We start from the raw sequence: 19,650 nt of genomic DNA, 5'->3' as shown, positions 1-19,650 counted from the left end.
TCTCAACATGTCCAACCACACCGCCACACGCCTCCGCACGCTTCTTGCCCTCGCACTCGTCACCCTCATCGCAGCGCCCCTCGGCATCGCCGCCGACCTCGTGTGGACACCCGAAACCGGTTGGAAATCCGAAGGCGGCATTCTCACCGGACTCACCGGCCCCGATGGACGCAACGCCCTCGCCCTCATGAACGCCGCGCGCAAGGAGGAGGAGGCCGGCAAGACAAAGGACGCCATTAAAAGTTACGAACGCGTTGGCAAACGCTACGGCAATTCCATCTACGCCCCCGAGGCCATGTATCGCGCCGCCACGCTCCGCTTCGAGAGAAACGAATTTCCAAAAGCCTTCACCGACTACCAGACCGTTGTCAGCCGCTACCCCAACACAACCCGCTTCAACCAGATCATCGGCGAGCAATACATAATCGCCGCCGCCTACCTCAACGGCGCCCGCAGCCCATTCCTCTGGATATTCCCCGGCTTCACCAACCGCGAAAAAGCCATCCAGTATTTTGAGACCATCCTCTTCAACGCCCCCTATTCCGAATACGCCCCGCTCTGCCTCATGCACATCGCCGCCGGCCACCAGCGCATCGGCAACACCAACGAATCCCTCTACGCCCTCGACCGCCTCATCAACAACTACGGCCACAGCACCCTCACGCCCGAGGCCTACATTAAAATCGCCGACATCTACGCCTCGCTCGTTGACGGCGCCGACTACGACCAGGGCGCGACCAAGGAAGCCGTCACCTACTACGAGGATTTCATGATCCTCTATCCCAACGACCCCCACATCGTCCAAGCGGAAAAAGGCCTTCGCAAGATGAAGGAAATCATGGCCCAGAGCAAAATTAACATCGCCGACTTCTACTTCAAGAAACGCGCAAACTACAAAGCCGCGCGCGTGTTCTACAACGAAGCCATCACCGTCTTCCCCGATTCCGACATCGCCGCCCGCGCGCGCAAACGCCTGGAGGAAGTCGAAGTCGCCGCCGCCAAGGCCACCCAAACCCCCAAGAAAAGAAAAAGAAATTCCTGGGTATCTTCTGAGCCAATAAACGATTTTCAACTCCCACACATGAGCCCCATCGGTCCTATTGGCCGTATGGGGCTCATGGTTTTGAGCCCCTTTGAAATTTGAGATTTGAGTATTCGAAACCGTTATCTCAATGCCGCATCGTCTATGCTGATGATCGCACGCTTCGCCCTTATCATCAACAAATGCCGTCTGGGACATTGTGGCGCATCGGTGTTGTCACACTGTGCGCGGACGTCCCGTGTTTTTTACGGTTCGGCTTGGGCAACCAATATTTTCCCCATGCGTCCAGCATATCGCTTGCCTGAATCGTCATGGCATAAAGACTGCATCAGCCAAAAAACGACAAACGAAAACAACACATCGGTTGAATCTCTTTTCATATCGCGCTAACCACACTATTTAGAACATTTTTTGAATCCTTCTTGTCGATACCATCGACAAACGTGTTATATTCCAATCATGGCCAATCAGCTCAAATGCGTCTCCTGCGGAAAACCCGCAACCGTGCACTTTACTCAAATTCTTAACAATAAAGTGCATAAGGTCGATCTCTGCGAGGCGTGCGCCCAGGAAAAAGGCCTCACCACACTCGCGGGATTTGAGCTCCCCCTCGATCTTTTCCCGCCCAAGGCCACATCTGAACCGACCGCCGCCGCTCCCGAATCCGGCCTCACGCTTCGTTGCGAAAAATGCGGCTTCACCGAGGCCGACTTCAAGAAAACGGGCCGCTTCGGCTGTCCCCACTGCTACGAAACCTTCAAACAAATGCTCGGCCCCATGCTCGACGGCATGCACAAGGGCACCGCGCACACCGGCAAGGTTCCCCGCCACGCCGCCGCGCGCAAGGAATACCACGACCGCCTTTCACAACTAGAACTCACACTGGCCAGCGCCATCAAGGACGAACGCTACGAGGACGCTGCCCGCTACCGCGATGAAATCGCCCAAGTCAAACAAACCTACGGGAAACAGGAAGCCGCGAGCTAAGACCGCGAAGGCCGCCGCGACCGCCAAACCAATGACGTTTGGCAGTCTCATCGCCACGCCGTCCGACCTCACCGACACCGCCTCCAGCAAATGCGCCATCGTCATGATGACGCGCATCCGCCTCGCGCGCAACCTCGCCTCCCACCGCTTCCCCGGACGCGCCAGCCCGGACGAACGCGCCGAAATCCGCGCCGCATGCCAGCAGACCATCAACAACCTCCCGTTGATGCAGCCTGCCTACGACCTCGCGATCTCCGATCTCACCGAGCTTCAAAAGCAAATCCTCGTCGAACGCCACCTCATCTCGCGCGAGCTCTCCGCCTCGCCCGACGGCGCCGCCGCCATGATCAGCAACGACCACACGTGCTCCGTCATGATCAACGAGGAGGACCACCTCCGCATCCAGTTTCTCCGCGCCGGCTTCCAGCTCAAGAAAACCTGGGCCGCCATCAACGCCTTCGACACCGCCATCGAGGACACGCTCGAATACGCCTTCTCGCCCACCCTCGGCTATCTCACCGCCTGCCCGACCAACGTCGGCACCGGCCTGCGCGCCTCCGCCATGATGCACCTCCCCGCCCTCGTCATCGGCGGTCACATGGAAAAAGTCGTCCGCGCCGTGAACCAGCTCGGCATCGTCGTGCGCGGCCAGTTCGGCGAGGGCTCCGACGCCTCCGGCTCCATCTTCCAAATCTCCAACCAAACCACGCTCGGCGAATCCGAGGAGCAAATCATCAAGCGCCTCTCCGCCGTGCTCAGCTCCATCGTCGAGCACGAGCTCAACGCCCGCGCGCGCCTCATCGAAAACGACTCCTCCAAGCTCTTCGACAAAATCGGCCGCGCCTACGGCATCCTCCAAAACGCGCACCTGCTCACCTCCAGCGAGGCGATGAACCTCCTCTCGCTCGTGCGCCTCGGCATCGACCTCGGCATCTTCCCCGACTCGGGGCGCCCGCTCGTCGACCGCCTCTTCATCGAAAGCCAGCCCGGCCATATCCAAAACAACGCAGGCCAGGCCCAAATCGAACCCGCCCTCCGCGACACGCTCCGCGCCGCCCAAACCCGCGCCGCCTTCGCCGACTTCGCGCCGCCCAACTTCATCCCTGCCATCGAAGAGCCGCCGTCCGAACCCGACGCCGCCCCTTCGCAAAACTAATCGCCGCGTCAGCACAATCGCCCGCCGCCACTTCCTAATTTCTAATTTCTAACTTTTCAGCATGGAACCAATGAACAACTTCACTCCCCGCGCCACCCAAGTCCTCGCTCTTGCGCGCAAGGAGGCCGACCGCTTCCAACACAACTACGTCGGCACCGAACACCTCCTTCTCGGCCTCATCAAACTCGGCCAGGGCGTCGCCGTCAGCGTGCTCCAGAAAATGGGCCTCGACCTCGAAACCGTCCGCGGCGCGGTCGAGAAACAAGTCGGCGTCGGCAACGACGGCAAAAGCGCCGGCAACATTCCCTACACGCCCCGCGTGAAAAAAGTCCTCGCGCTCGCCGGCAAGGAGGCAAAGACACTCAACCACTCCTACGTCGGCACCGAGCATCTCCTCCTCGGCCTCCTGCGCGAAGGCGAGGGCGTCGCCGCCCGCGTCCTCAAGTCGCTCGACGTCGACATCGAGCGCACCCGCAACGAAATCCTTCGCGAGCTCGATCCCAACTTCACCGGCGGCGCGGGCTCCTCCGCGGGCGAAGCCGACACACCCGAGGAAGCCGGCGCGGGCTCTCCGCAACGCCCCGGTGGCGCCCCCGAGGACAAAAAGGAAGTCAAGACACCCGCGCTCAAGGCATTCGGACGCGACCTCACCGAACTCGCCCGCAAAGGCGAGCTCGACCCCGTCGTCGGTCGCAAAAACGAAATCCGCCGCGTCATCCAGATCCTCTGCCGCCGCACGAAAAACAATCCCGTTTTGATTGGCGAAGCCGGTGTCGGCAAAACCGCCATCGTCGAGGGTCTCGCCCTCGAAATCGCCAACGGCATTGTCCCTGAAATCCTCATGGACAAAAAGATCATCGGCCTCGACCTCGCGCTCATGGTTGCCGGCACCAAATACCGCGGCCAGTTCGAGGAACGCATCAAGGCCGTCATGGACGAAATCCGCCGCGCCAAGAACGTCATCCTCTTCATCGACGAACTCCACACCATCGTCGGAGCCGGCGCCGCCGAGGGCGCGATGGACGCCTCCAACATCTTCAAGCCCGCGCTCTCGCGCGGCGAGCTCCAGTGCATCGGCGCCACCACCCTCAACGAATACCGCAAGTATATCGAAAAGGACAGCGCCCTCGACCGCCGTTTCCAGTCCGTGAAAGTCGAGCCGCCCTCCATCGAGGACACCATCACCATCCTCAAGGGCATCCGCGGCAAATACGAGGATCACCACAAGGCCATCTTCACCGACAAATCACTCGAGGCCGCCGTCAAGCTCTCCGACCGCTACATCACCGGCCGCTTCCTTCCCGACAAGGCCATCGATGTCATGGACGAGGCCGGCTCGCGCGCCCGCATCGCCAACATGGCCCGTCCGCCCGACATCGAGGCCCTCACCAAGGAAATCGAGGAAACCTGCAAACAAAAGGAAGCCGCCATCGCGCAACAACAATTCGAGGAGGCCGCCAAATTTCGCGACCAGGAAAAACAACTCCGCGCCAAGCAGGAGCAAATCCTCGCCGACTGGAAAAAATCCCGCGACGAAAAACGCGTTGAAATCGGCGAGGACCTCATGATGCAGGTCGTCGCCGACTGGACCGGCATTCCGCTCACGCGCATGGAGAAAAAAGACAGCGAAAAACTCCTCACGCTCGAAACCGAAATCCAGAAAGTCGTCATCGGCCAGGACCCCGCCGCCAGCGCCATCGCGCGCGCGCTGCGCCGCTCCCGCGCCGACCTCAAGGACCCGCGCCGCCCCATCGGCAGCTTCATGTTTGTCGGCCCCACCGGCGTCGGCAAAACCGAGACCGCCAAGCAACTCGCCGCGCAAATGTTCGGCAACCAGGACGCGCTCATCCAGATCGACATGAGCGAATACATGGAAAAGCACGCCGTCTCGCGCCTCATCGGCTCGCCCCCCGGCTACGTCGGTTACGACGAGGGCGGCCAGCTCACCGAGGCCGTGCGCCGCAAACCCTACGCCGTCATCCTCTTCGACGAAGTGGAAAAAGCGCACCCCGACGTGCTGCAAATCCTCCTCCAAATCCTTGAGGACGGACGCCTCACCGACGCGATGGGCCGCAGCGTTGATTTCCGAAACACCATCATCATCATGACCTCGAACGTCGGCGCCTCGCTCCTGCAACGCCAGACCTCGATGGGCTTCGCCGCCGCCACCAGCGGCATCAGCGACCATGAGAAAATGCGTGAGAAAGTTCTCGAGGAGGCGAAGCGCGTCTTCCGTCCCGAGTTCCTGAACCGCATCTCGGACATCATCTTCTTCCGTCCGCTCGACAAAGCCGACATCACGAAAATCGTGGAGCTCGAAGTTTCGAAATTTGCGAAACGCCTCGTTGAGCGCAAAATCACGCTCAACTTCACCGATGAAGCCAAGATGCTGCTCGTTGACAAAGGCTACGACGAAAAATACGGCGCCCGCCCGCTGCGCCGCGCCGTGGAGCATTATCTTGAAGACCCGCTTGCCGAGGCGATCCTGCGCGGCGACATCAAGGACGGCGCGCCGGTGGAAATCACCCGTGACGGCGAAAAACTCGCCTTCGCCCAACCCAACGCCCCGACCACGCCCCCCGCACCGGCGTCGTCGGAGTGAGCCGGAGTAAGCGCAAGCATGAATGATTAACTCCAACGGGGGGGCACAACTTAACCCAAGGTTGGCGACAACAGAGCCGACCTTGGGTGTTTTGTTTTTGGATACACAACCCTAATAACGTCCGGAAACTTGCGCAGACTCACCGGGACGGTTCGCCCTACCAAAAGGCATTTTCTCGCGCTAATTTAAATCGAAACAGCTCTAAGACAGAAACAAGGTTAGTTTTATTCGAAGAGTAACCCGTTTGGTTACATCGGATGCACCTTCGGCTGAAATATCGCATCAAACGGCCCTTGTGTTAATCAGGACTGTATGAAGTCATTATAGCGAGTGAGTCACAGTAATCTATCCAATGGGCGATCTTTTTGTCCCTTACCGTTACGATGGAGCAAAACCGATTGTCGTATTTTTTGCCCGTGGACGGGATTATTCCGTGCACTTCATACTCTAAGATAATAACCCCCGCTGCGGTCGCTTCATAAGTCCTTAGATTATCCGTCGAGTGCAAGACGGCGGAATAACCTTCAAACCATTCCATGTATGCATCCCGGCCAACTATTTTACCGGCAAAACCCGGGAAACGGTATCTGAACTCGAAAACAGCGTCCTCCGACACCGCGTCCCAGAAATGATCGCCGTCCACGCGCCCCTTCAATCCCTCCATTACTATATTAAAAAAGGGTTCCGCCTCTTTCTTAAATCCCGGATGATTTCTGTCCGCGGCATTTGTTTTAATCGGATTGTTTTTCATATCTTTAATCTCTTCGAGTTCAATTCCTCGAAGCTTGTTTCGTTTGTTTATGTTTTGGCAACGGAATCCGTCATCGAGAAACTGTCCGTCAATGCGCAGCGTCAGATTGCGGCGTGGCTCAACTCAAAACTTTAGGCGGAAACACCAGCCAAGCTTGATGCCATCGACAAGGCCGAACGTTCGTTCGCTGCCGAGGGCGGTGATTGTCCTGATGGCGATTGCCCCCCTCCGTATCACTGAGCTTTTGCGAATCGGATTGCGTTTCCAAATCGAGATACACCGGCAGGCGTTTATCGAGGAATTCCCGCGCCAGCGTGGTTTTCGCGGCCCAAGCAATGAGACGGCGGGAAACCATCCGAGCAATTTCCCCAAGTTTTTTGTGATTTCGATTTATGTGCGAACCGCACACTCCCACTCCAACTGCATAAACATTCCCATTGCCCAATTTTTTCCAAACTGTTGCATTGCAAACTCACTCCCAAAAAAACGAAACCCATGAAATTACTAAAAGACTCCATGATTCTGGCGTGTGGGCTGGCGTTTGCCGCCTTTTGCGCAGTGCCGCAAACCGCCCTCGCAAAGGGCATGACTCCCAAACCCGGCGAAGACCCGGACATTAGCTACACGGTGGGCTTTGGCAAGGAGCTCAGCAAAACACCGGCCAAACGCAGCATCACGATCCCGAATGTCGGCGAGTTCCGCGTGCTGAAGGGCGACTTCCACATTCACACACTGCTTTCCGACGGGCGCGTCTGGCCCACTCAGCGCGTGGTCGAGGCGGACGGCAACGGACTGGATGTGATCGCAATCACCGACCACATCGAATACCGCATATTTGTCGGCGGCATCCCCCGCAAAAACAAGGCGGGCAAAGTCACCAACTTTCCCCTGCTCAACGGAACCGAGAACTATAACCTCTCCTACGAGATTGCCAAGGTCGAAGCCGACAAGCGCAAGCTCCTTCTGGTGCGCGGCACGGAAATCACCAAAACGACAATGCCCCCCGGCCACGTCAACGCGCTCTTCGTCACCGACGTGAACAAGATCGCGGCGAAGCAGGACGACTTCCGCGAAATGTTCAAGGAGGCCGTGGCGCAAGGCGGCTTCCTGCTCTGGAACCATCCCGGCTGGGAGGCGCCCAAAAGCGGCGGCATTGCCAAAGGCGCGCCGACCACCTTCACCGACGTTCACACGGAAATGTATGAAAAGGGCTGGATGCACGGCATCGAGGCTTTTAACGGCAAGCAGTTTTATCCCGTTGTGGCAAAATGGTGCACCGACAAAAACCTCGCCGTTTTTGCCAACAGCGACATCCACCCGCCCGAGTTCGACATGTATGGCGTGCGCAATCCCCTGCGCCCAATCACGCTCGTGCTCGCGAAGGAAAAAACGCTGGAATCGGTTCGCGAGGCGTTCTTCGCCAAGCGCACCATCGGCTGGGCCGCGAACATGGTATTCGGACAGGAAAAATGGGTGCGCCAGCTGTTCGAAGCATGCGTTGAAATCAAAAAGGAAAGCGGAAGCCTGATCTTTGTGAACCGCAGCAGCATTCCCGCCAAAATCAAGGTCGGCGAAAAAACCGTGCAACTCGATCCGATGTCCAACGCCACCGCCCAATCCGGTGCGACGGCCAAGACGATCACCGTGGAAAACTGGCTGGTCGGCAAATACAAGCCGCTCGAAGTGCCCGTAAAGTGACCCAACCAACAACAGTATAATCTCATCCCCAAAAGGGCGGCTATTTCAGCCGCTCTTTTTTTTTGGGACGCACGCAAAGTGTGTCCCACGGTAAAAGCCTTAAATGATTTCGGCCACCAGCGGCTCCACCGCGACCGGCGCCTGCGAAAACGTGATTGCCCTCGTCACGCTTTCTCGGGCCTCCGCAAGCGCGCCCTCGTTGTTCGCATGGATAACCGCGAGCGTGTCGCCCTCCTCGACGCGCTCGCCCGCTTTCACGAGACTCGAAATGCCAACCGCATGGTCGACCTTATCCTCCGCGCGAACACGGCCCGCGCCGAGATTGAGCGCGGCAAGCGCAATGCCCATCGCGTCAACCCCCGCGACATAGCCGCCCGCGCCGGAACCGGCAACAACCGCCTCCTGATATTTCGCCCGAGGCAAATACGCAGCCGGATCATCGATCACGCGGGGATCGCCGTTTTGCGCGACGATGAGCGCGCGCAGTTTTTCGAGCGCCGCGCCGCCCGCGATTGCGTTTTCCAATTTTGCACGCGCCTCGTCCGCCGTTTTCGCAACACCCGCGAGAAGCAGCATCTGTTCGCCAAGCGCATAAGTGACCTCCATCAAATCCGCCGGGCCGTTGCCGCGCAGGCAATCAACGCACTCCGCGATTTCGAGCGCGTTGCCCACGGCGCGGCCAAGCGGCTGGTTCATCGCGGTGAGCAATGCGCGCGCGGGTTTGCCCAGATGGCGGCACGCGGCGACCATCGTCGTCGCGAGTTCGCGCGCGCGGGCCTTTTCCCTCATGAACGCGCCCGCGCCGAACTTCACGTCGAGCACGAGCGAGTCGATTCCCTCGGCGAGCTTTTTGGACAGAATGCTGCCCGTGATGAGCGGAATGCTTTCGACCGTGCCCGTCACATCGCGCAACGCGTAAAGTTTTTTGTCGGCGGGCGCGAGTTCGGCGGTCTGCCCGATGAGCGCAACGCCGAGCGTTTCCATTTGCGCGCGATACTCAGGCAGGGTCAGCCCGACGCGAAAGCCCGGAATCGCCTCCAGCTTGTCGAGCGTGCCGCCCGTGTGCCCGAGGCCGCGCCCGCTCATCATCGGCACCGCCACGCCGCACGCCGCGACCATCGGCGCGAGGTGAATGGAGACCTTGTCCCCCACCCCGCCGGTCGAGTGCTTGTCAACCTTGGGAAGGCAAACGCCCGGCAAGTCCGCGACCGTGCCCGAGTTCATCATCGCTTCCGTGAGCGCGGCGGTTTCGTCTGTATCCATTCCTCGAATACAAATTGCCATGAGCATCGCGCTCAGTTGGTAATCGGTCCAGGAGCCGTCGGTCGCGCCGCGCACAAAAGCGTCGATCTCGTCGCGCGTGAGTTTTCGCGCGTCCCTTTTCGCGGCGATCACATGCTGGGGGAAAAGCGATGAGGATTTTGGCACGGCGCTCATGTAGGCAAAGCGTGGCGTCCGTTTTTTGCGAGGGCAACGAAAACCCTCGGGCTCAGCACCGGAAGCATCGCAAAATTTCGCAGAATAAAAATGATGCGCTTGCGCCCGGGAGCGAGGGAGTCCCGCCCGCAAGACGGCGCGCCGCGTAGATCCCTCGCCAAACCTGCGGACAGGATGTCCGCGTTCCCAAGCCCAGGCATAGTCCGGTCAAAATTTGGCACCCCTCGGCACCCGCGGCAAAACCCCGTGCTTGCACGCCGGCCCGCGTCTCACTTTGCTCCCGCGAATCGTGATTCGTCGCCTTTTCGCCATTTTTATTCTCACATTGCCGTCGCTCTGCGTTTTTGCGGACGGCACGGCGACGGTGTCACGCACGGCGTCCGCGCTCGCGCGCGAGTTTGTTTTTCAGGATTTCGAATTCACCGCGGACAATGTGCGCACTGATCGCGCAACGCGTGATGTCGTTTACACCGGCGACGCCCGTTTCACCCAGGGCATCGCGCTCCTCACCGCCGACGAGCTGCGCTACAACCGCGCGGGCAACACCGCCGTCGCGCGCGGCCATGTCGTTTTCACGCGCGGCCCCATGCGCATGCTGGCCGACGAGCTTGTCTACAACATCGCCGACGGCACGTTCTCCGTCGAGGCGCCGCGGCTCGGCGAGTTTCCCTACTACATTTCGGGCGCGCGCGCGTCCGGCTCCGCGCAGGCCGTCACGCTCACGGAGGCCACCGTCTCGTATCAGGAACCCGGCGTCTTTGTCCCGCAGCTCGGTGCCGGCTCGCTCACCTACACAAGCGGGCCCGACCAGCGTATCCACACATCGAATACACGCATCGGCATCGGCGCGGTTCCCGTCATCAAGCTGCCGCGCCTTTCGCAGGGCGTCGGAGGGAATTCTTTCATCGGCAACACCAGCGGCAGGATTGGTTATCGCGGCAACCTCGGCGCGTTCCTCGACCTTGGCACGCTTGTGCCCGTCGCCGACGGACTCCGGCTCGGCGGCGATGTGGGTTACTACACCAAGCGCGGCCTCCTTTTCGGCCCCGCCGCCGCCTACGACATCGCCACACCCGGCGGCGGGCGCATGACCGGCTCGCTCAACACCGGCTACATCCACGACAACGGCAACCGCCTTACCGATATCCTCGACCGCCCCGTGCCGACCGACCGGGGATTCGTCACGTGGCGGCACAGCCAGGGTGTCACGTCCAACCTGCGCATTTTTGGCGAGATAAACTACTGGAGCGATTCCGAAATCATTCGCGATTTCAGGCGCAACGAGTTCTATCCCGTGCAGCAGCCGGACAACTTTCTCGAGGCCGACTATGCGCGCGACAACTTCATCATTTCCGTCTTCGCCCGCGCGCAGCTCAACTCCTACTACCCCGTCCAGCAACGCCTCCCCGAAGTCCGCTTCGACCTCCTCCCCTCCCTCATCGGCGTGCAGGGTATTTATCAAAAAGGCCAGGCCAGCGCCGCCTCGCTCACCGACGACTCGCCGCTTTATCTGCCCGCAAGCATCGACAGCAACCGCCTCGATGCCTACTACGCGCTCTACCGCCCCGTCGCCTACAAGGGCATAGCCACGCTCACTCCCGTGTTCGGCGCGCGCGTCACCCACTATGCCGATGCCAACGGCAAAAAAGACTACACGCGCTACCTCGGCGAAATCGGCTTCGACGCCACGCTCCGCGCCGCCGGCACTTTTGATTACAAAAACGAAAAATGGGGCATCGACGGCCTCCGCCACCTCGTCACGCCGCGCCTCTCCTACCGCTACATCCCGAAAGCCGACAAGGGCTCGGCCTATATTCCGCCCGTTGACGACCAAACTTTCTCCACCTATCTCCAGCCGCTCGGCCTCGATGAGATTCGCAACATCGACCAAATCAGCCCCACGAACACCTTCCGCATCGGCCTCGACAACACACTCCAGACCCGCGACAAGGAATACGGCTCGCGCGACCTCGCCATGCTCAACCTCGCCGCCGATTTTCGTCTCGACCGCACCGCGCCCGACGGCGAGCACGACCTCTCCGCAATCCATGCCGAACTCGCGCTCATGCCCGCGCCGTGGCTCCGCTTCAATCTCTACCAAAGTTTCACGCCGCAGGATTTCACACTCCGTGAAATCAACACCGGTTTCTCAATCAACGACGGCTCGCTCTGGTCTGCCGGCCTGTCCACGCACTACCTGAAAGGCCAGATCAACGAATACATCGCCGAGGGCCGCTACCGCCTCAACGAAACCTACCAGGCCTACGCACGCCTGCGCTACGACGCGCGCGAGCATCGCTTCAACGAGCGCAGCTTCGGCATCATCCAAAAACTCGGCCACAACCTCTGGACGATTCGCTACGGCATCTCGCTCTACGAAGGCCAGGCCCGCGAAAGCAAATTCGGCTTTAGCATCGAGGTTCGCCTCATGAATTTCTAGAAATTGTGGATTTTGGATCCTCGATTTTGAATTGTGCGCTCCCACGCCAAACAACACACGAACAACGCTTGCGAAATCCAGAATCCAGTTACCGAGCATAGCGACATCCGCCATCGAAAATCCCGCCACCATGTCCCGCGCCGAAAACCAGCTTCGCACCTTTGAGACACTTTGGGGCGAAATCCATCCCCACGTCCGCATCGACCGCAACCTCCCCGCGCGCATCCAGCAACGCCTCGCCAAGGAAAAACGCTTCGGCTCGCGAGACCGCCGCCTCTACCGCGAACTTATCTACACCGCGCTGCGCCACTTGCCCTGGCTCGAAACCCAAAACACCCACGCCAGCCCGTCCTTCATTCCGCATTCCGAACTCCGCATTTCGCATTTGGTGCTCTGGCTCGCCTCCGACACTCCCGCCACGCTTCCCCTCAAACAGCAACTCCTCGCCAACTTTCCGCCCGCGCCCGCCACCATCGCCGAACGCGCCGCAATCCTCGAACAACAACCCGCCAGGCTCCTCCCCGCGTGGTTTCGCGAACATTGTCCCGCCGCCTTCGAGCCGCCCGAAATCGACGCGCTCCACACCCGCGCGCCGCTCTGGCTCCGCCTGCAAACCGACAACCCCGCACCCGTCTTTGCCGAGTTCACAGCGCGCGGCTGGACATGGCAAGTTTCCGACACGCTCCCCGGCGCCATCGAACTCCTCGCCGTCAACGATCCCGATCTCACAAAAACCGAAGCTCACCAGCGCGGCCTCATCGAAATCCAAGACCTCGGCTCGCAGCTTATCCTCCCGACCGCGCTCTCATCTTTCAGCCCTTCAGACCTTCAGTCTTTCAGCCTTTTTCTCGACGCCTGCGCCGGCGCCGGGGGCAAAACACTCCAACTCGCAAGACTCCTCGGTCCCGCCGCGCAAATCGACGCCACCGATCCACGCCCCGACGCCCTCGCCGAGCTCAAAACCCGCGCCGCGCGCGCAAATATAAAAAACATCCGCATCCTCCCCCAACCCGCGCTTGCGTCCGGCAAGCCAAGATCCTACGACGCAGTCGTGGTCGACGCCCCGTGCAGCGGCACCGGCACATGGCGGCGCAGTCCACACCTCAAATACACGACAACAGAGGAAACCATCCGCGCCGCCGCCGCGCGCCAGCTCGAAATCCTGGCGCGCCACGCACCGCTCGTCCGCGCCGCCGGCATCCTCATCTACGCCACCTGCTCGCTCAGCCGCCGTGAAAACGAGGATGTTGTCACCGCCTTCCTCGCCGATCCCGCGCACGCCGGCTTTTCGCTCGTGCGACAAAACACCATTCTCCCCGCCGCCCACAACACCGACGGTTTTTTCACGGCCACGCTGCGGCGCGCCGACGATTTAAATCGACTTAAGTCGACTTAAATCGAATTAAGTCGGTTTTAGAAATTTTCTCCGTCCGTGAACAACGCCCAGACAAACACCGCCGCCACACACATTGCCGTCATCGACAACGGCATTTGCAACCTGCGCAGCGTCACCAAGGCGCTCGAAACCGTTGGCGCAACCACGCACATCATACGCGCGCCTGACGAGCTGCCCGCCTCGGCCACCGGGCTCGTCCTGCCCGGCGTCGGCGCGCTCCGCGATTGTGTCGCCTCGCTGCAAACCACCGGCCTCGCCGACACCGTGCGAGCATGGATCGCCGCCGACCGTCCTTTCCTCGGCGTGTGCCTCGGCATGCAGGCGCTCTTTGAGTATTCCGAGGAAGGCGACACACGCGGCCTCGGAATCCTTCCCGGCAAAGTCGTTCGTTTCGAGCGTCCGCCCGAATACAAAATTCCGCACATGGGCTGGAACACCGTGCGCTTCACGCAACCCGCGTCGCCGCTCGCCGCCGACCTCAAGCCCGGGGCGAGTCGTTTTATTTCGTGCACAGCTACCACTGCCAGCCCGCAGATCCCTCGCTCGTCCTCGCCACCAGCGATTACGGCGGCGAGTTCACGGCGGCCATCGCGCGCGGCAACTGCCACGCCACGCAATTCCATCCCGAAAAAAGCCAGGCGCGCGGCCTGCAACTTTACCGCAACTTTGTGAAAATCTCCCGCTGAACAAATTTTCGATTGGGATATTCCGCTCCAATTTCGAATTCGACACCGCGCGGCAGCGCACAATCGAAAATCCAAAATCGAGAAACCCCACCATGCTATCCAAAGCCGACATCGCCCGACTCCGCTCACTTCGCGAAAAAAAACATCGCGAAGCGCTCGGCCTGTTTGTCGTCGAGGGCGAAAAAGTCATTGCCGAGCTTATCGCCGAAAAATTTCCCCTAATCGAAATCTACGCCACGCCTGATTTCCGTTCCGAAATTTCAAACCTAAAATTTAAAGTCACCCCGGTCACCGACGCCGAGATGGCTCGCATCAGCCACTACCCGACGCCGAGCACCGCGCTTGCCGTCGGCCGCATCACACGCCACGCGCCCGCCCCCGGCGAGCTTGCCCGCGGGCTCACCCTCGCGCTCGACGACATTCAGGACCCGGGCAACGTCGGCACGCTTTTGCGCATCGCCGACTGGTTTGCGTTCGACCGAGTCGTCTGCTCACCCGAATGCGCCGACCTCTTCAGCCAGAAAGTCATCAACGCCAGCATGGGCTCGTTCAGCCGCGTGCGCGTTATCACCGCCCCGCTCGCCCCCGTCCTCATCGAGGCCGCGCAAGCAGGCACGCCCGTCCTCGGCTGCGATCTCGGCGGCGGCGATGTGCACGAGCTCGATCCGCTGCACAACGCCATCGTTGTCGTCGGCAGCGAGGGGCGCGGACTCACGCCGGAAGTTCGCGCGGCGGTCACGCGACTTGTCACTATTCCCCGCCACGGCCGCGCCGAATCACTCAACGCCGCCATCGCCGCCGCCATTGTCGCCGACAATCTCCGTCGCCGGCAATCGTGACGCGACTTCGCCCTCGGGCGTCCGGCGGATTTATTCCGCGCGATTGTTTCCGGCGGGCTGGGCGGCATCTCCGGCAATATCGCGCAGGAGGCGTTGGAACTCCGGCGAGTCGCGCAGGATTTTTCCTCCCGCAGCCGTCAGGAGGTCGATTGTTTTATCGGGCAAACTGAACCGGGTCGGCAGGGTTTGGAAAAACTCGCGCTCCTTATCGTCGGCAAGTTTTTCAAAATCGACAATGACGATATAAAATTCAGGCGCGGGCTGCCCGGCGACGGCAAGGGGGCGGTTCCTGTCCTTCCATTCCTCGACGAGGTGCATGAGCGCCTCGAGCGTGCGCGCGTTGCGCTGGTTTCCGCGGATGTCGTTCACTTGCCGCATGGTTTCGAACGAGCCGGGCGTGCGTTCCGTTTCAGTGAGGTGGCCGCCGCGCCTCGCCTCGGCGTTTACGATCACGAAGAGGAGTTTTTCGGGCGGCTTCATGCGCACGTGATCCATCAGTTCGTGCAAGCCGCCGAGCATCACGCTCGCGTCGATGATGCCGTGCAGTCCGAGGTTGTCGGACATGCCCCCGTCAACGAGGTGAATGAAGGGACGCTCGCCCTCGTCGGTGTAGGAGCGCACGATTTTGCGCAAGTATTGCTCGCGCTCGGTGAGGGGGCGCATCGGGTCAGCCTTGCGCGCAGGAAGCAAAAGCGGATCGACGTAGGACTGCACGCCGGTCTTATTGGAATAATTCTTGAGCGTGACCGGCGTGAGCGCAAAGGGCACGGCGGACGAGGCGGCGACGGCGCGGGAAATGGGGTAGCGGGAAAGGTCGGATGAGATCAGGTCGAAGGTCGTCTGCGTGAAGGAGAACTGCTCGGCGTTGGCCGCGTCGGTGGCGTTGATGGAAAGGAAGGGACGGTTTCCGTTTTTGAGGAGATCGCCAAACGTGGCGCCCTTGAAGAGGCGCTTGTCGTAATAGCGGGCCGCCATGTCGCTGCGCCCGTAGTAACCGGAGCCGAGACGAAACCACCAGTAGGGATTCAAGAGGCGCAAGCTGAGCGCGGCGTCGGTGTTGTGCTTGAGGTAGCGTTTTTCGAAGTCCTCGAAAATGCGATCCCCGTAGAGGCCGTAATAGGCGGCGGTGAAGCTCCCGCCTGAAACAGAGGAGATGAACTCGACCCGGTCGCTCAGGCGGTGTGTGTGCCCGTCGAGCAAAACGGTCGTGTCGGAGAGGGCCTTGAGCACGCCGTAGGAAAGCGCGGAGGCGCGTTTGCCGCCTCCGGAAAAAAACAGGAAAACAGCGAGGTCGGTTGTGTTTTCAGCGGGCATGCGCAGGCTCTCGGCACGCGGCGCGTTTTTTTCGAGCGGCTGGTTGAGTGGCGCGTGGGCGCAGCCGGAAAACAAAAACGCAATGGCAAACGACGTCACCCAAACAGCTGCGCGACATGCGAGACGCACGCGTAAAATCAAAACCTGAAGAATGTGGCCCGGGCGCGACATGACGGAATTTTGTCCATCAAAGAAAACGACCACGGAAAATAAGTGTCAACGTCTCACGCAACGGCCAAGGGCGAACCGTGAGGCACGGTCTCGCCGAAAAAATCCATCAGGCCGCGCCCGCTTGCATGGGCTAGCCACGAACGGATCACTCCCGCGTGCGTGATGATTGCGATGCGCAACGCGCCGTTTTCATCCGCCGCGATGCGCGAAAGAATCTCGTCGCGAGCCGCGCCGACTCGCGCGTGCAACTCCTCGCCCGTCTCGCCGCCGGGCGGGCGAACACGCATCGGATCGAGCGCCCACGCCTCGCTCCGGGGCGAGCGAAAACTTTCCCACGCGCGATTTTCCCACTCGCCGAAATCGAGTTCGAGCAGGCGCGGATCGACGCGGATATTGGAAATGCCAAAATGCTCCGCGAGCCGCGTGCAGCGCGATGCCGGGCTCGTCCAAATTTCGGACGGCGGCCAGGGCATGAGCGAAAGCGCGGCCGTGGCTTCCCCGGCAAAAGTGGACGCGAGCGGCACATCCGTCCGTCCGTAGCAAACCCCCGGCGCAACATCGACACGCGTGTGGCGGATGAGAACAACACGGGAGGCACTCCGGGAAGGTAGCACGGACATTCCTGTCTGTGTCGTCTTATTTTTTATACAACCAGTATTCATCGGAACTCAGGCCGGCCTTACGCGGGTTGTCCGCGACATAGCGAAAGTAATATGCAAGCTGTTCATTGCTGCGAACAATGTGGTCATAGCTCTCGTCATGCCAGAATGATCCTGTCGCGCCGAGCAGTTGATTGGCCAGCCGCGCGCTCGCACCCTTGATGCCCTTCAGGAGCGCGGTGATGGTGTGATGTTGGAGCGGCTGCATCAAAGCATGGACGTGAGTGGGCATGATCACGGCCGCATGCAGCAAAAAACGTTCGCCGGCAAAACGCGTCAGACAGCTGATGACAACATCCCTGACATGGGATTTTGCGAGTGCGCGCGAACCGTTGCCCTGATCGAGCCATGCTTCATAATGATTGCCAAAACGTTCGTCATATTCGGCCCAAACCGCGGCATCCCAAGGCGGCGGATGCGTTTGTTTCCAAACATTAAAATTGTTCCGCCATGCGCGCAGCGTTTTCTGCGGAATGGAATCAGCGAGTCTAAAGGTGATCCAATAAACGGCCCCGGTGTTTGTGCTGATTGTCCAGTGGGGAAGATTGCGCCGGGATATGTGTATATCCGCGCCGAAGCCGACGAGATCGCGTTCGAGGGGCATGGGATTAATGGGGTTCGCGAGGACTTTTCAGTCGCGCAATTTGAACGCAAGAGAATACCTCATCCTTCATAAAAGCAGCGCACGGTCATTTCTGATTGTGTCTGCCTGTGTCCGGCGCGCGAGTGATTTATGGCACAGACAGGAATGTCTGTGCTACCTTGCCCAAACAAGCGCGACTGCGCAGAGATAAAACGCGGCCTCGCAAACCTGCTGGGTTGCGCCGAGGCAGTCTCCCGTGTAGCCGCCGATGCGGCGTTTGCAGAGCCACGCCATCACCGCGCGCGCCACGCCAACCGCGACCAGCGTCCACCAAAATCGCAACGGCAGCAGCGCGAACGGTGCCAGCGCGAAGACAAGCGAAACCACCAGGCGCCAGCCGCGCAGCGTGGTGGCAAGCGGCTTCGCCTTCCCCTGCTCGCTCACATACGCGAGCGTGGTCATGAGCGTGCCGGACGCGCCGCGCGACACCGTGTGCGCCGCGAACAAAAGCGCGGGCGCCAGCCACGCCGGTTGCAACGGCAGCGCGGCGACCGCCTGCCATTTGAGCGTGAGCATGACGACAAGCCCGATCGCGCCGAACGCGCCGATGCGCGAGTCGCGCATGATTTCGAGCACGCGGTCCTTCGGCGCGCCGCTTCCAAAACCGTCGCACATGTCGGCAAAGCCATCCTCATGAAACGCACCGGTGAGCAAAAGCGTGACTGCAAGGCTCGCGCCGCTCGCGATTGCGGGCGGCCAGATTTGAATCGCACCCCACCACGCGAGCGCCGCCGCGCCGCCCGTGATCCAGCCGACCAGCGGAAAATAAGCCGACGAGCGCTGCAAGTCGCCGGGATCGTAGTCCTTGAACGACGGCATTGGAATTCGCGTGAAAAACATCACCGCGGAATGCAGCGCGCGAAGCTCGCGTGAAAGAAATGCGTTCATGGATTTCAGTCGTTATTTAAGAAACGGCATCAGGCTCGCATCATGACGCATTGGAATGCGTATTTTGAGGAATTTCGGCATCGATCATTCCCTATTGCTGATCGTCGAGATTGCGGAACCATGGTGCGAAATAATGTTTAATCCTATTAGCGATCATGACGCAATTCTTCGATTAGCGCTTCGTAAAAACGCGCCCCAGCGTATTTCTCAAACCATGGCGTGTGCCCGCATTTTTCAAGGCGGATCATTCTAAAATTCGCCAAAGTCCGCGCAAGCGGCTCCTCCACCCCGCGCATGGGATGCGAGTCGTGATCACCGTGCATCGCAACCACGGCGCATTGTATGCTTTTCACACGTTCCAGCAGTTCACCCGAATCCCTCAAGCGCACTGCCTCCGGCCAGATTGAACGATAAATATCCATGTTTGGACATGTCGTTCCGCCACCACGCGGATCGTATTCAAAGGAATCAGCAATGGCCATCAATTCTCCAAATCGTTTCAACATGGCGTCATCCATTTTCGAACCTTCGAGCTCCGCAATTAAGGCCCCAGCTTCGTTGCGTTGCGGAATTGAGAGCCTTTGCATGCGCAATGGCATGAGGTCGCGATTGTATTGTTTGAGGAACGCGCCGGCACTTACCAAAACAAGTTTCCTCACAAGATCGGGATACCGGCTCGCAAACAAACACCCAAGCCATGCGCCCCATGAAAAGCCAACCAGTGTGACAGGCGGCGATGCGTCCGCGACCAATTGGGCATGCAACTCCTCCAATTGCCCTGCAATCGTTTTGGATGTCTGCAGGCACTCCAGAACGCCGGGCACATTGGGATTTTTCGACAGGAATTCGGCCACCGGACGCATTTCACCGGCAGCGCCGGGGCCTCCATGCAAAAGTGCAATTCGAAACGGCGCCACGCCGTATGCCCTGTTCGTATCCAC

At 60.1% G+C, this 19,650-nt stretch carries 15 protein-coding genes and 1 pseudogene; 9 read left to right on the top strand and 7 right to left on the bottom strand.

Going from position 1 to position 19,650, the window contains the following annotated elements; all coding sequences use genetic code 11:
- Positions 1 to 7 precede the first annotated feature (7 nt).
- The 4 genes from bamD to CKA38_RS08190 all read left to right on the top strand — a co-directional run bounded on the left by bamD (position 8) and on the right by CKA38_RS08190 (position 5,787).
- Positions 8 to 1,144 carry an outer membrane protein assembly factor BamD gene (bamD, locus tag CKA38_RS08205; protein WP_108825033.1) on the top strand — a complete coding sequence of 379 codons (1,137 nt, stop codon included), beginning with the start codon at positions 8 to 10 and terminating at the stop codon, positions 1,142 to 1,144.
- 357 nt (positions 1,145 to 1,501) lie between these two features.
- Positions 1,502 to 2,029, top strand: coding sequence for a UvrB/UvrC motif-containing protein (locus tag CKA38_RS08200; RefSeq protein ID WP_108825032.1), 528 nt, complete (start codon positions 1,502 to 1,504; stop codon positions 2,027 to 2,029).
- Between the two features lie 31 nt (positions 2,030 to 2,060).
- A complete protein-coding gene (locus CKA38_RS08195) occupies positions 2,061 to 3,185 on the top strand; it encodes a protein arginine kinase (protein WP_108825031.1) in 1,125 nt (374 codons plus the stop codon).
- Positions 3,186 to 3,246: 61 nt separating this feature from the next.
- A complete protein-coding gene (locus tag CKA38_RS08190; RefSeq protein WP_108825030.1) occupies positions 3,247 to 5,787 on the top strand; it encodes an ATP-dependent Clp protease ATP-binding subunit in 2,541 nt (846 codons plus the stop codon).
- A 298-nt stretch (positions 5,788 to 6,085) separates the two neighbouring features.
- Here CKA38_RS08190 and CKA38_RS08185 read toward each other — a convergent pair whose 3' ends face one another.
- On the bottom strand, positions 6,086 to 6,538 hold the full coding sequence (locus tag CKA38_RS08185) for a nuclear transport factor 2 family protein (RefSeq protein WP_108825029.1): 453 nt from the start codon (positions 6,536 to 6,538) through the stop codon (positions 6,086 to 6,088).
- Positions 6,539 to 7,033: 495 nt separating this feature from the next.
- On the opposite strand from CKA38_RS08185, the gene CKA38_RS08175 reads away from it, so the two are divergent.
- Entirely contained in the window at positions 7,034 to 8,236 is a 1,203-nt protein-coding gene (locus CKA38_RS08175) for a PHP domain-containing protein (RefSeq protein ID WP_108825027.1), read from the top strand.
- A 99-nt stretch (positions 8,237 to 8,335) separates the two neighbouring features.
- On the opposite strand, the gene CKA38_RS08170 is transcribed toward CKA38_RS08175, so the two are convergent.
- Positions 8,336 to 9,673: a thymidine phosphorylase gene (locus CKA38_RS08170; RefSeq protein ID WP_108825026.1), complete on the bottom strand. Its 1,338-nt coding sequence runs from the start codon at positions 9,671 to 9,673 to the stop codon at positions 8,336 to 8,338.
- Positions 9,674 to 9,962: 289 nt separating this feature from the next.
- On the opposite strand from CKA38_RS08170, the gene CKA38_RS08160 reads away from it, so the two are divergent.
- The 4 genes and pseudogenes from CKA38_RS08160 to CKA38_RS08145 all read left to right on the top strand — a co-directional run bounded on the left by CKA38_RS08160 (position 9,963) and on the right by CKA38_RS08145 (position 15,034).
- Positions 9,963 to 12,113: an LPS-assembly protein LptD gene (locus tag CKA38_RS08160; RefSeq protein ID WP_152032736.1), complete on the top strand. Its 2,151-nt coding sequence runs from the start codon at positions 9,963 to 9,965 to the stop codon at positions 12,111 to 12,113.
- A gap of 130 nt (positions 12,114 to 12,243) precedes the next feature.
- Positions 12,244 to 13,509, top strand: coding sequence for an RsmB/NOP family class I SAM-dependent RNA methyltransferase (locus tag CKA38_RS08155; RefSeq protein WP_152032735.1), 1,266 nt, complete (start codon positions 12,244 to 12,246; stop codon positions 13,507 to 13,509).
- A gap of 36 nt (positions 13,510 to 13,545) precedes the next feature.
- A pseudogene (gene hisH / locus CKA38_RS08150) lies at positions 13,546 to 14,195 on the top strand (imidazole glycerol phosphate synthase subunit HisH).
- A 92-nt stretch (positions 14,196 to 14,287) separates the two neighbouring features.
- Positions 14,288 to 15,034 carry a TrmH family RNA methyltransferase gene (locus tag CKA38_RS08145; protein ID WP_108825022.1) on the top strand — a complete coding sequence of 249 codons (747 nt, stop codon included), beginning with the start codon at positions 14,288 to 14,290 and terminating at the stop codon, positions 15,032 to 15,034.
- Between the two features lie 30 nt (positions 15,035 to 15,064).
- Here the strand turns inward: CKA38_RS08145 and CKA38_RS08140 are convergent, their stop codons facing one another.
- The 5 genes from CKA38_RS08140 to CKA38_RS08120 all read right to left on the bottom strand — a co-directional run bounded on the left by CKA38_RS08140 (position 15,065) and on the right by CKA38_RS08120 (position 19,650).
- A complete protein-coding gene (locus CKA38_RS08140; RefSeq protein WP_152032734.1) occupies positions 15,065 to 16,519 on the bottom strand; it encodes a patatin-like phospholipase family protein in 1,455 nt (484 codons plus the stop codon).
- 53 nt (positions 16,520 to 16,572) lie between these two features.
- On the bottom strand, positions 16,573 to 17,139 hold the full coding sequence (locus CKA38_RS08135) for a histidine phosphatase family protein (protein ID WP_236918965.1): 567 nt from the start codon (positions 17,137 to 17,139) through the stop codon (positions 16,573 to 16,575).
- Between the two features lie 16 nt (positions 17,140 to 17,155).
- A complete protein-coding gene (locus CKA38_RS08130; RefSeq protein ID WP_108825019.1) occupies positions 17,156 to 17,782 on the bottom strand; it encodes a transposase in 627 nt (208 codons plus the stop codon).
- Between the two features lie 153 nt (positions 17,783 to 17,935).
- Positions 17,936 to 18,709 carry an adenosylcobinamide-GDP ribazoletransferase gene (locus CKA38_RS08125; RefSeq protein ID WP_108825018.1) on the bottom strand — a complete coding sequence of 258 codons (774 nt, stop codon included), beginning with the start codon at positions 18,707 to 18,709 and terminating at the stop codon, positions 17,936 to 17,938.
- A gap of 146 nt (positions 18,710 to 18,855) precedes the next feature.
- On the bottom strand, positions 18,856 to 19,650 hold the full coding sequence (locus CKA38_RS08120; protein ID WP_152032733.1) for an alpha/beta fold hydrolase: 795 nt from the start codon (positions 19,648 to 19,650) through the stop codon (positions 18,856 to 18,858).

The organism is Ereboglobus luteus (assembly GCF_003096195.1).
Taxonomy (GTDB): domain Bacteria; phylum Verrucomicrobiota; class Verrucomicrobiia; order Opitutales; family Opitutaceae; genus Ereboglobus; species Ereboglobus luteus.
This window is presented reverse-complemented; position numbering and strand designations above follow the sequence as displayed.

What these genes read in the sequence shown, in the direction of transcription:
- bamD (WP_108825033.1), top strand. Translation starts at nt 8, where the DNA reads ATGTCCAACCACACCGCCACACGCCTCCGCACGCTTCTTGCCCTCGCA.
- CKA38_RS08200 (WP_108825032.1), top strand. Translation starts at nt 1,502, where the DNA reads ATGGCCAATCAGCTCAAATGCGTCTCCTGCGGAAAACCCGCAACCGTG.
- CKA38_RS08195 (WP_108825031.1), top strand. Translation starts at nt 2,061, where the DNA reads ATGACGTTTGGCAGTCTCATCGCCACGCCGTCCGACCTCACCGACACC.
- CKA38_RS08190 (WP_108825030.1), top strand. Translation starts at nt 3,247, where the DNA reads ATGGAACCAATGAACAACTTCACTCCCCGCGCCACCCAAGTCCTCGCT.
- CKA38_RS08185 (WP_108825029.1), bottom strand. Translation starts at nt 6,538, where the DNA reads ATGAAAAACAATCCGATTAAAACAAATGCCGCGGACAGAAATCATCCG.
- CKA38_RS08175 (WP_108825027.1), top strand. Translation starts at nt 7,034, where the DNA reads ATGAAATTACTAAAAGACTCCATGATTCTGGCGTGTGGGCTGGCGTTT.
- CKA38_RS08170 (WP_108825026.1), bottom strand. Translation starts at nt 9,673, where the DNA reads ATGAGCGCCGTGCCAAAATCCTCATCGCTTTTCCCCCAGCATGTGATC.
- CKA38_RS08155 (WP_152032735.1), top strand. Translation starts at nt 12,244, where the DNA reads ATGTCCCGCGCCGAAAACCAGCTTCGCACCTTTGAGACACTTTGGGGC.
- CKA38_RS08145 (WP_108825022.1), top strand. Translation starts at nt 14,288, where the DNA reads ATGCTATCCAAAGCCGACATCGCCCGACTCCGCTCACTTCGCGAAAAA.
- CKA38_RS08140 (WP_152032734.1), bottom strand. Translation starts at nt 16,519, where the DNA reads ATGTCGCGCCCGGGCCACATTCTTCAGGTTTTGATTTTACGCGTGCGT.
- CKA38_RS08135 (WP_236918965.1), bottom strand. Translation starts at nt 17,139, where the DNA reads ATGTCCGTGCTACCTTCCCGGAGTGCCTCCCGTGTTGTTCTCATCCGC.
- CKA38_RS08130 (WP_108825019.1), bottom strand. Translation starts at nt 17,782, where the DNA reads ATGCCCCTCGAACGCGATCTCGTCGGCTTCGGCGCGGATATACACATA.
- CKA38_RS08125 (WP_108825018.1), bottom strand. Translation starts at nt 18,709, where the DNA reads ATGAACGCATTTCTTTCACGCGAGCTTCGCGCGCTGCATTCCGCGGTG.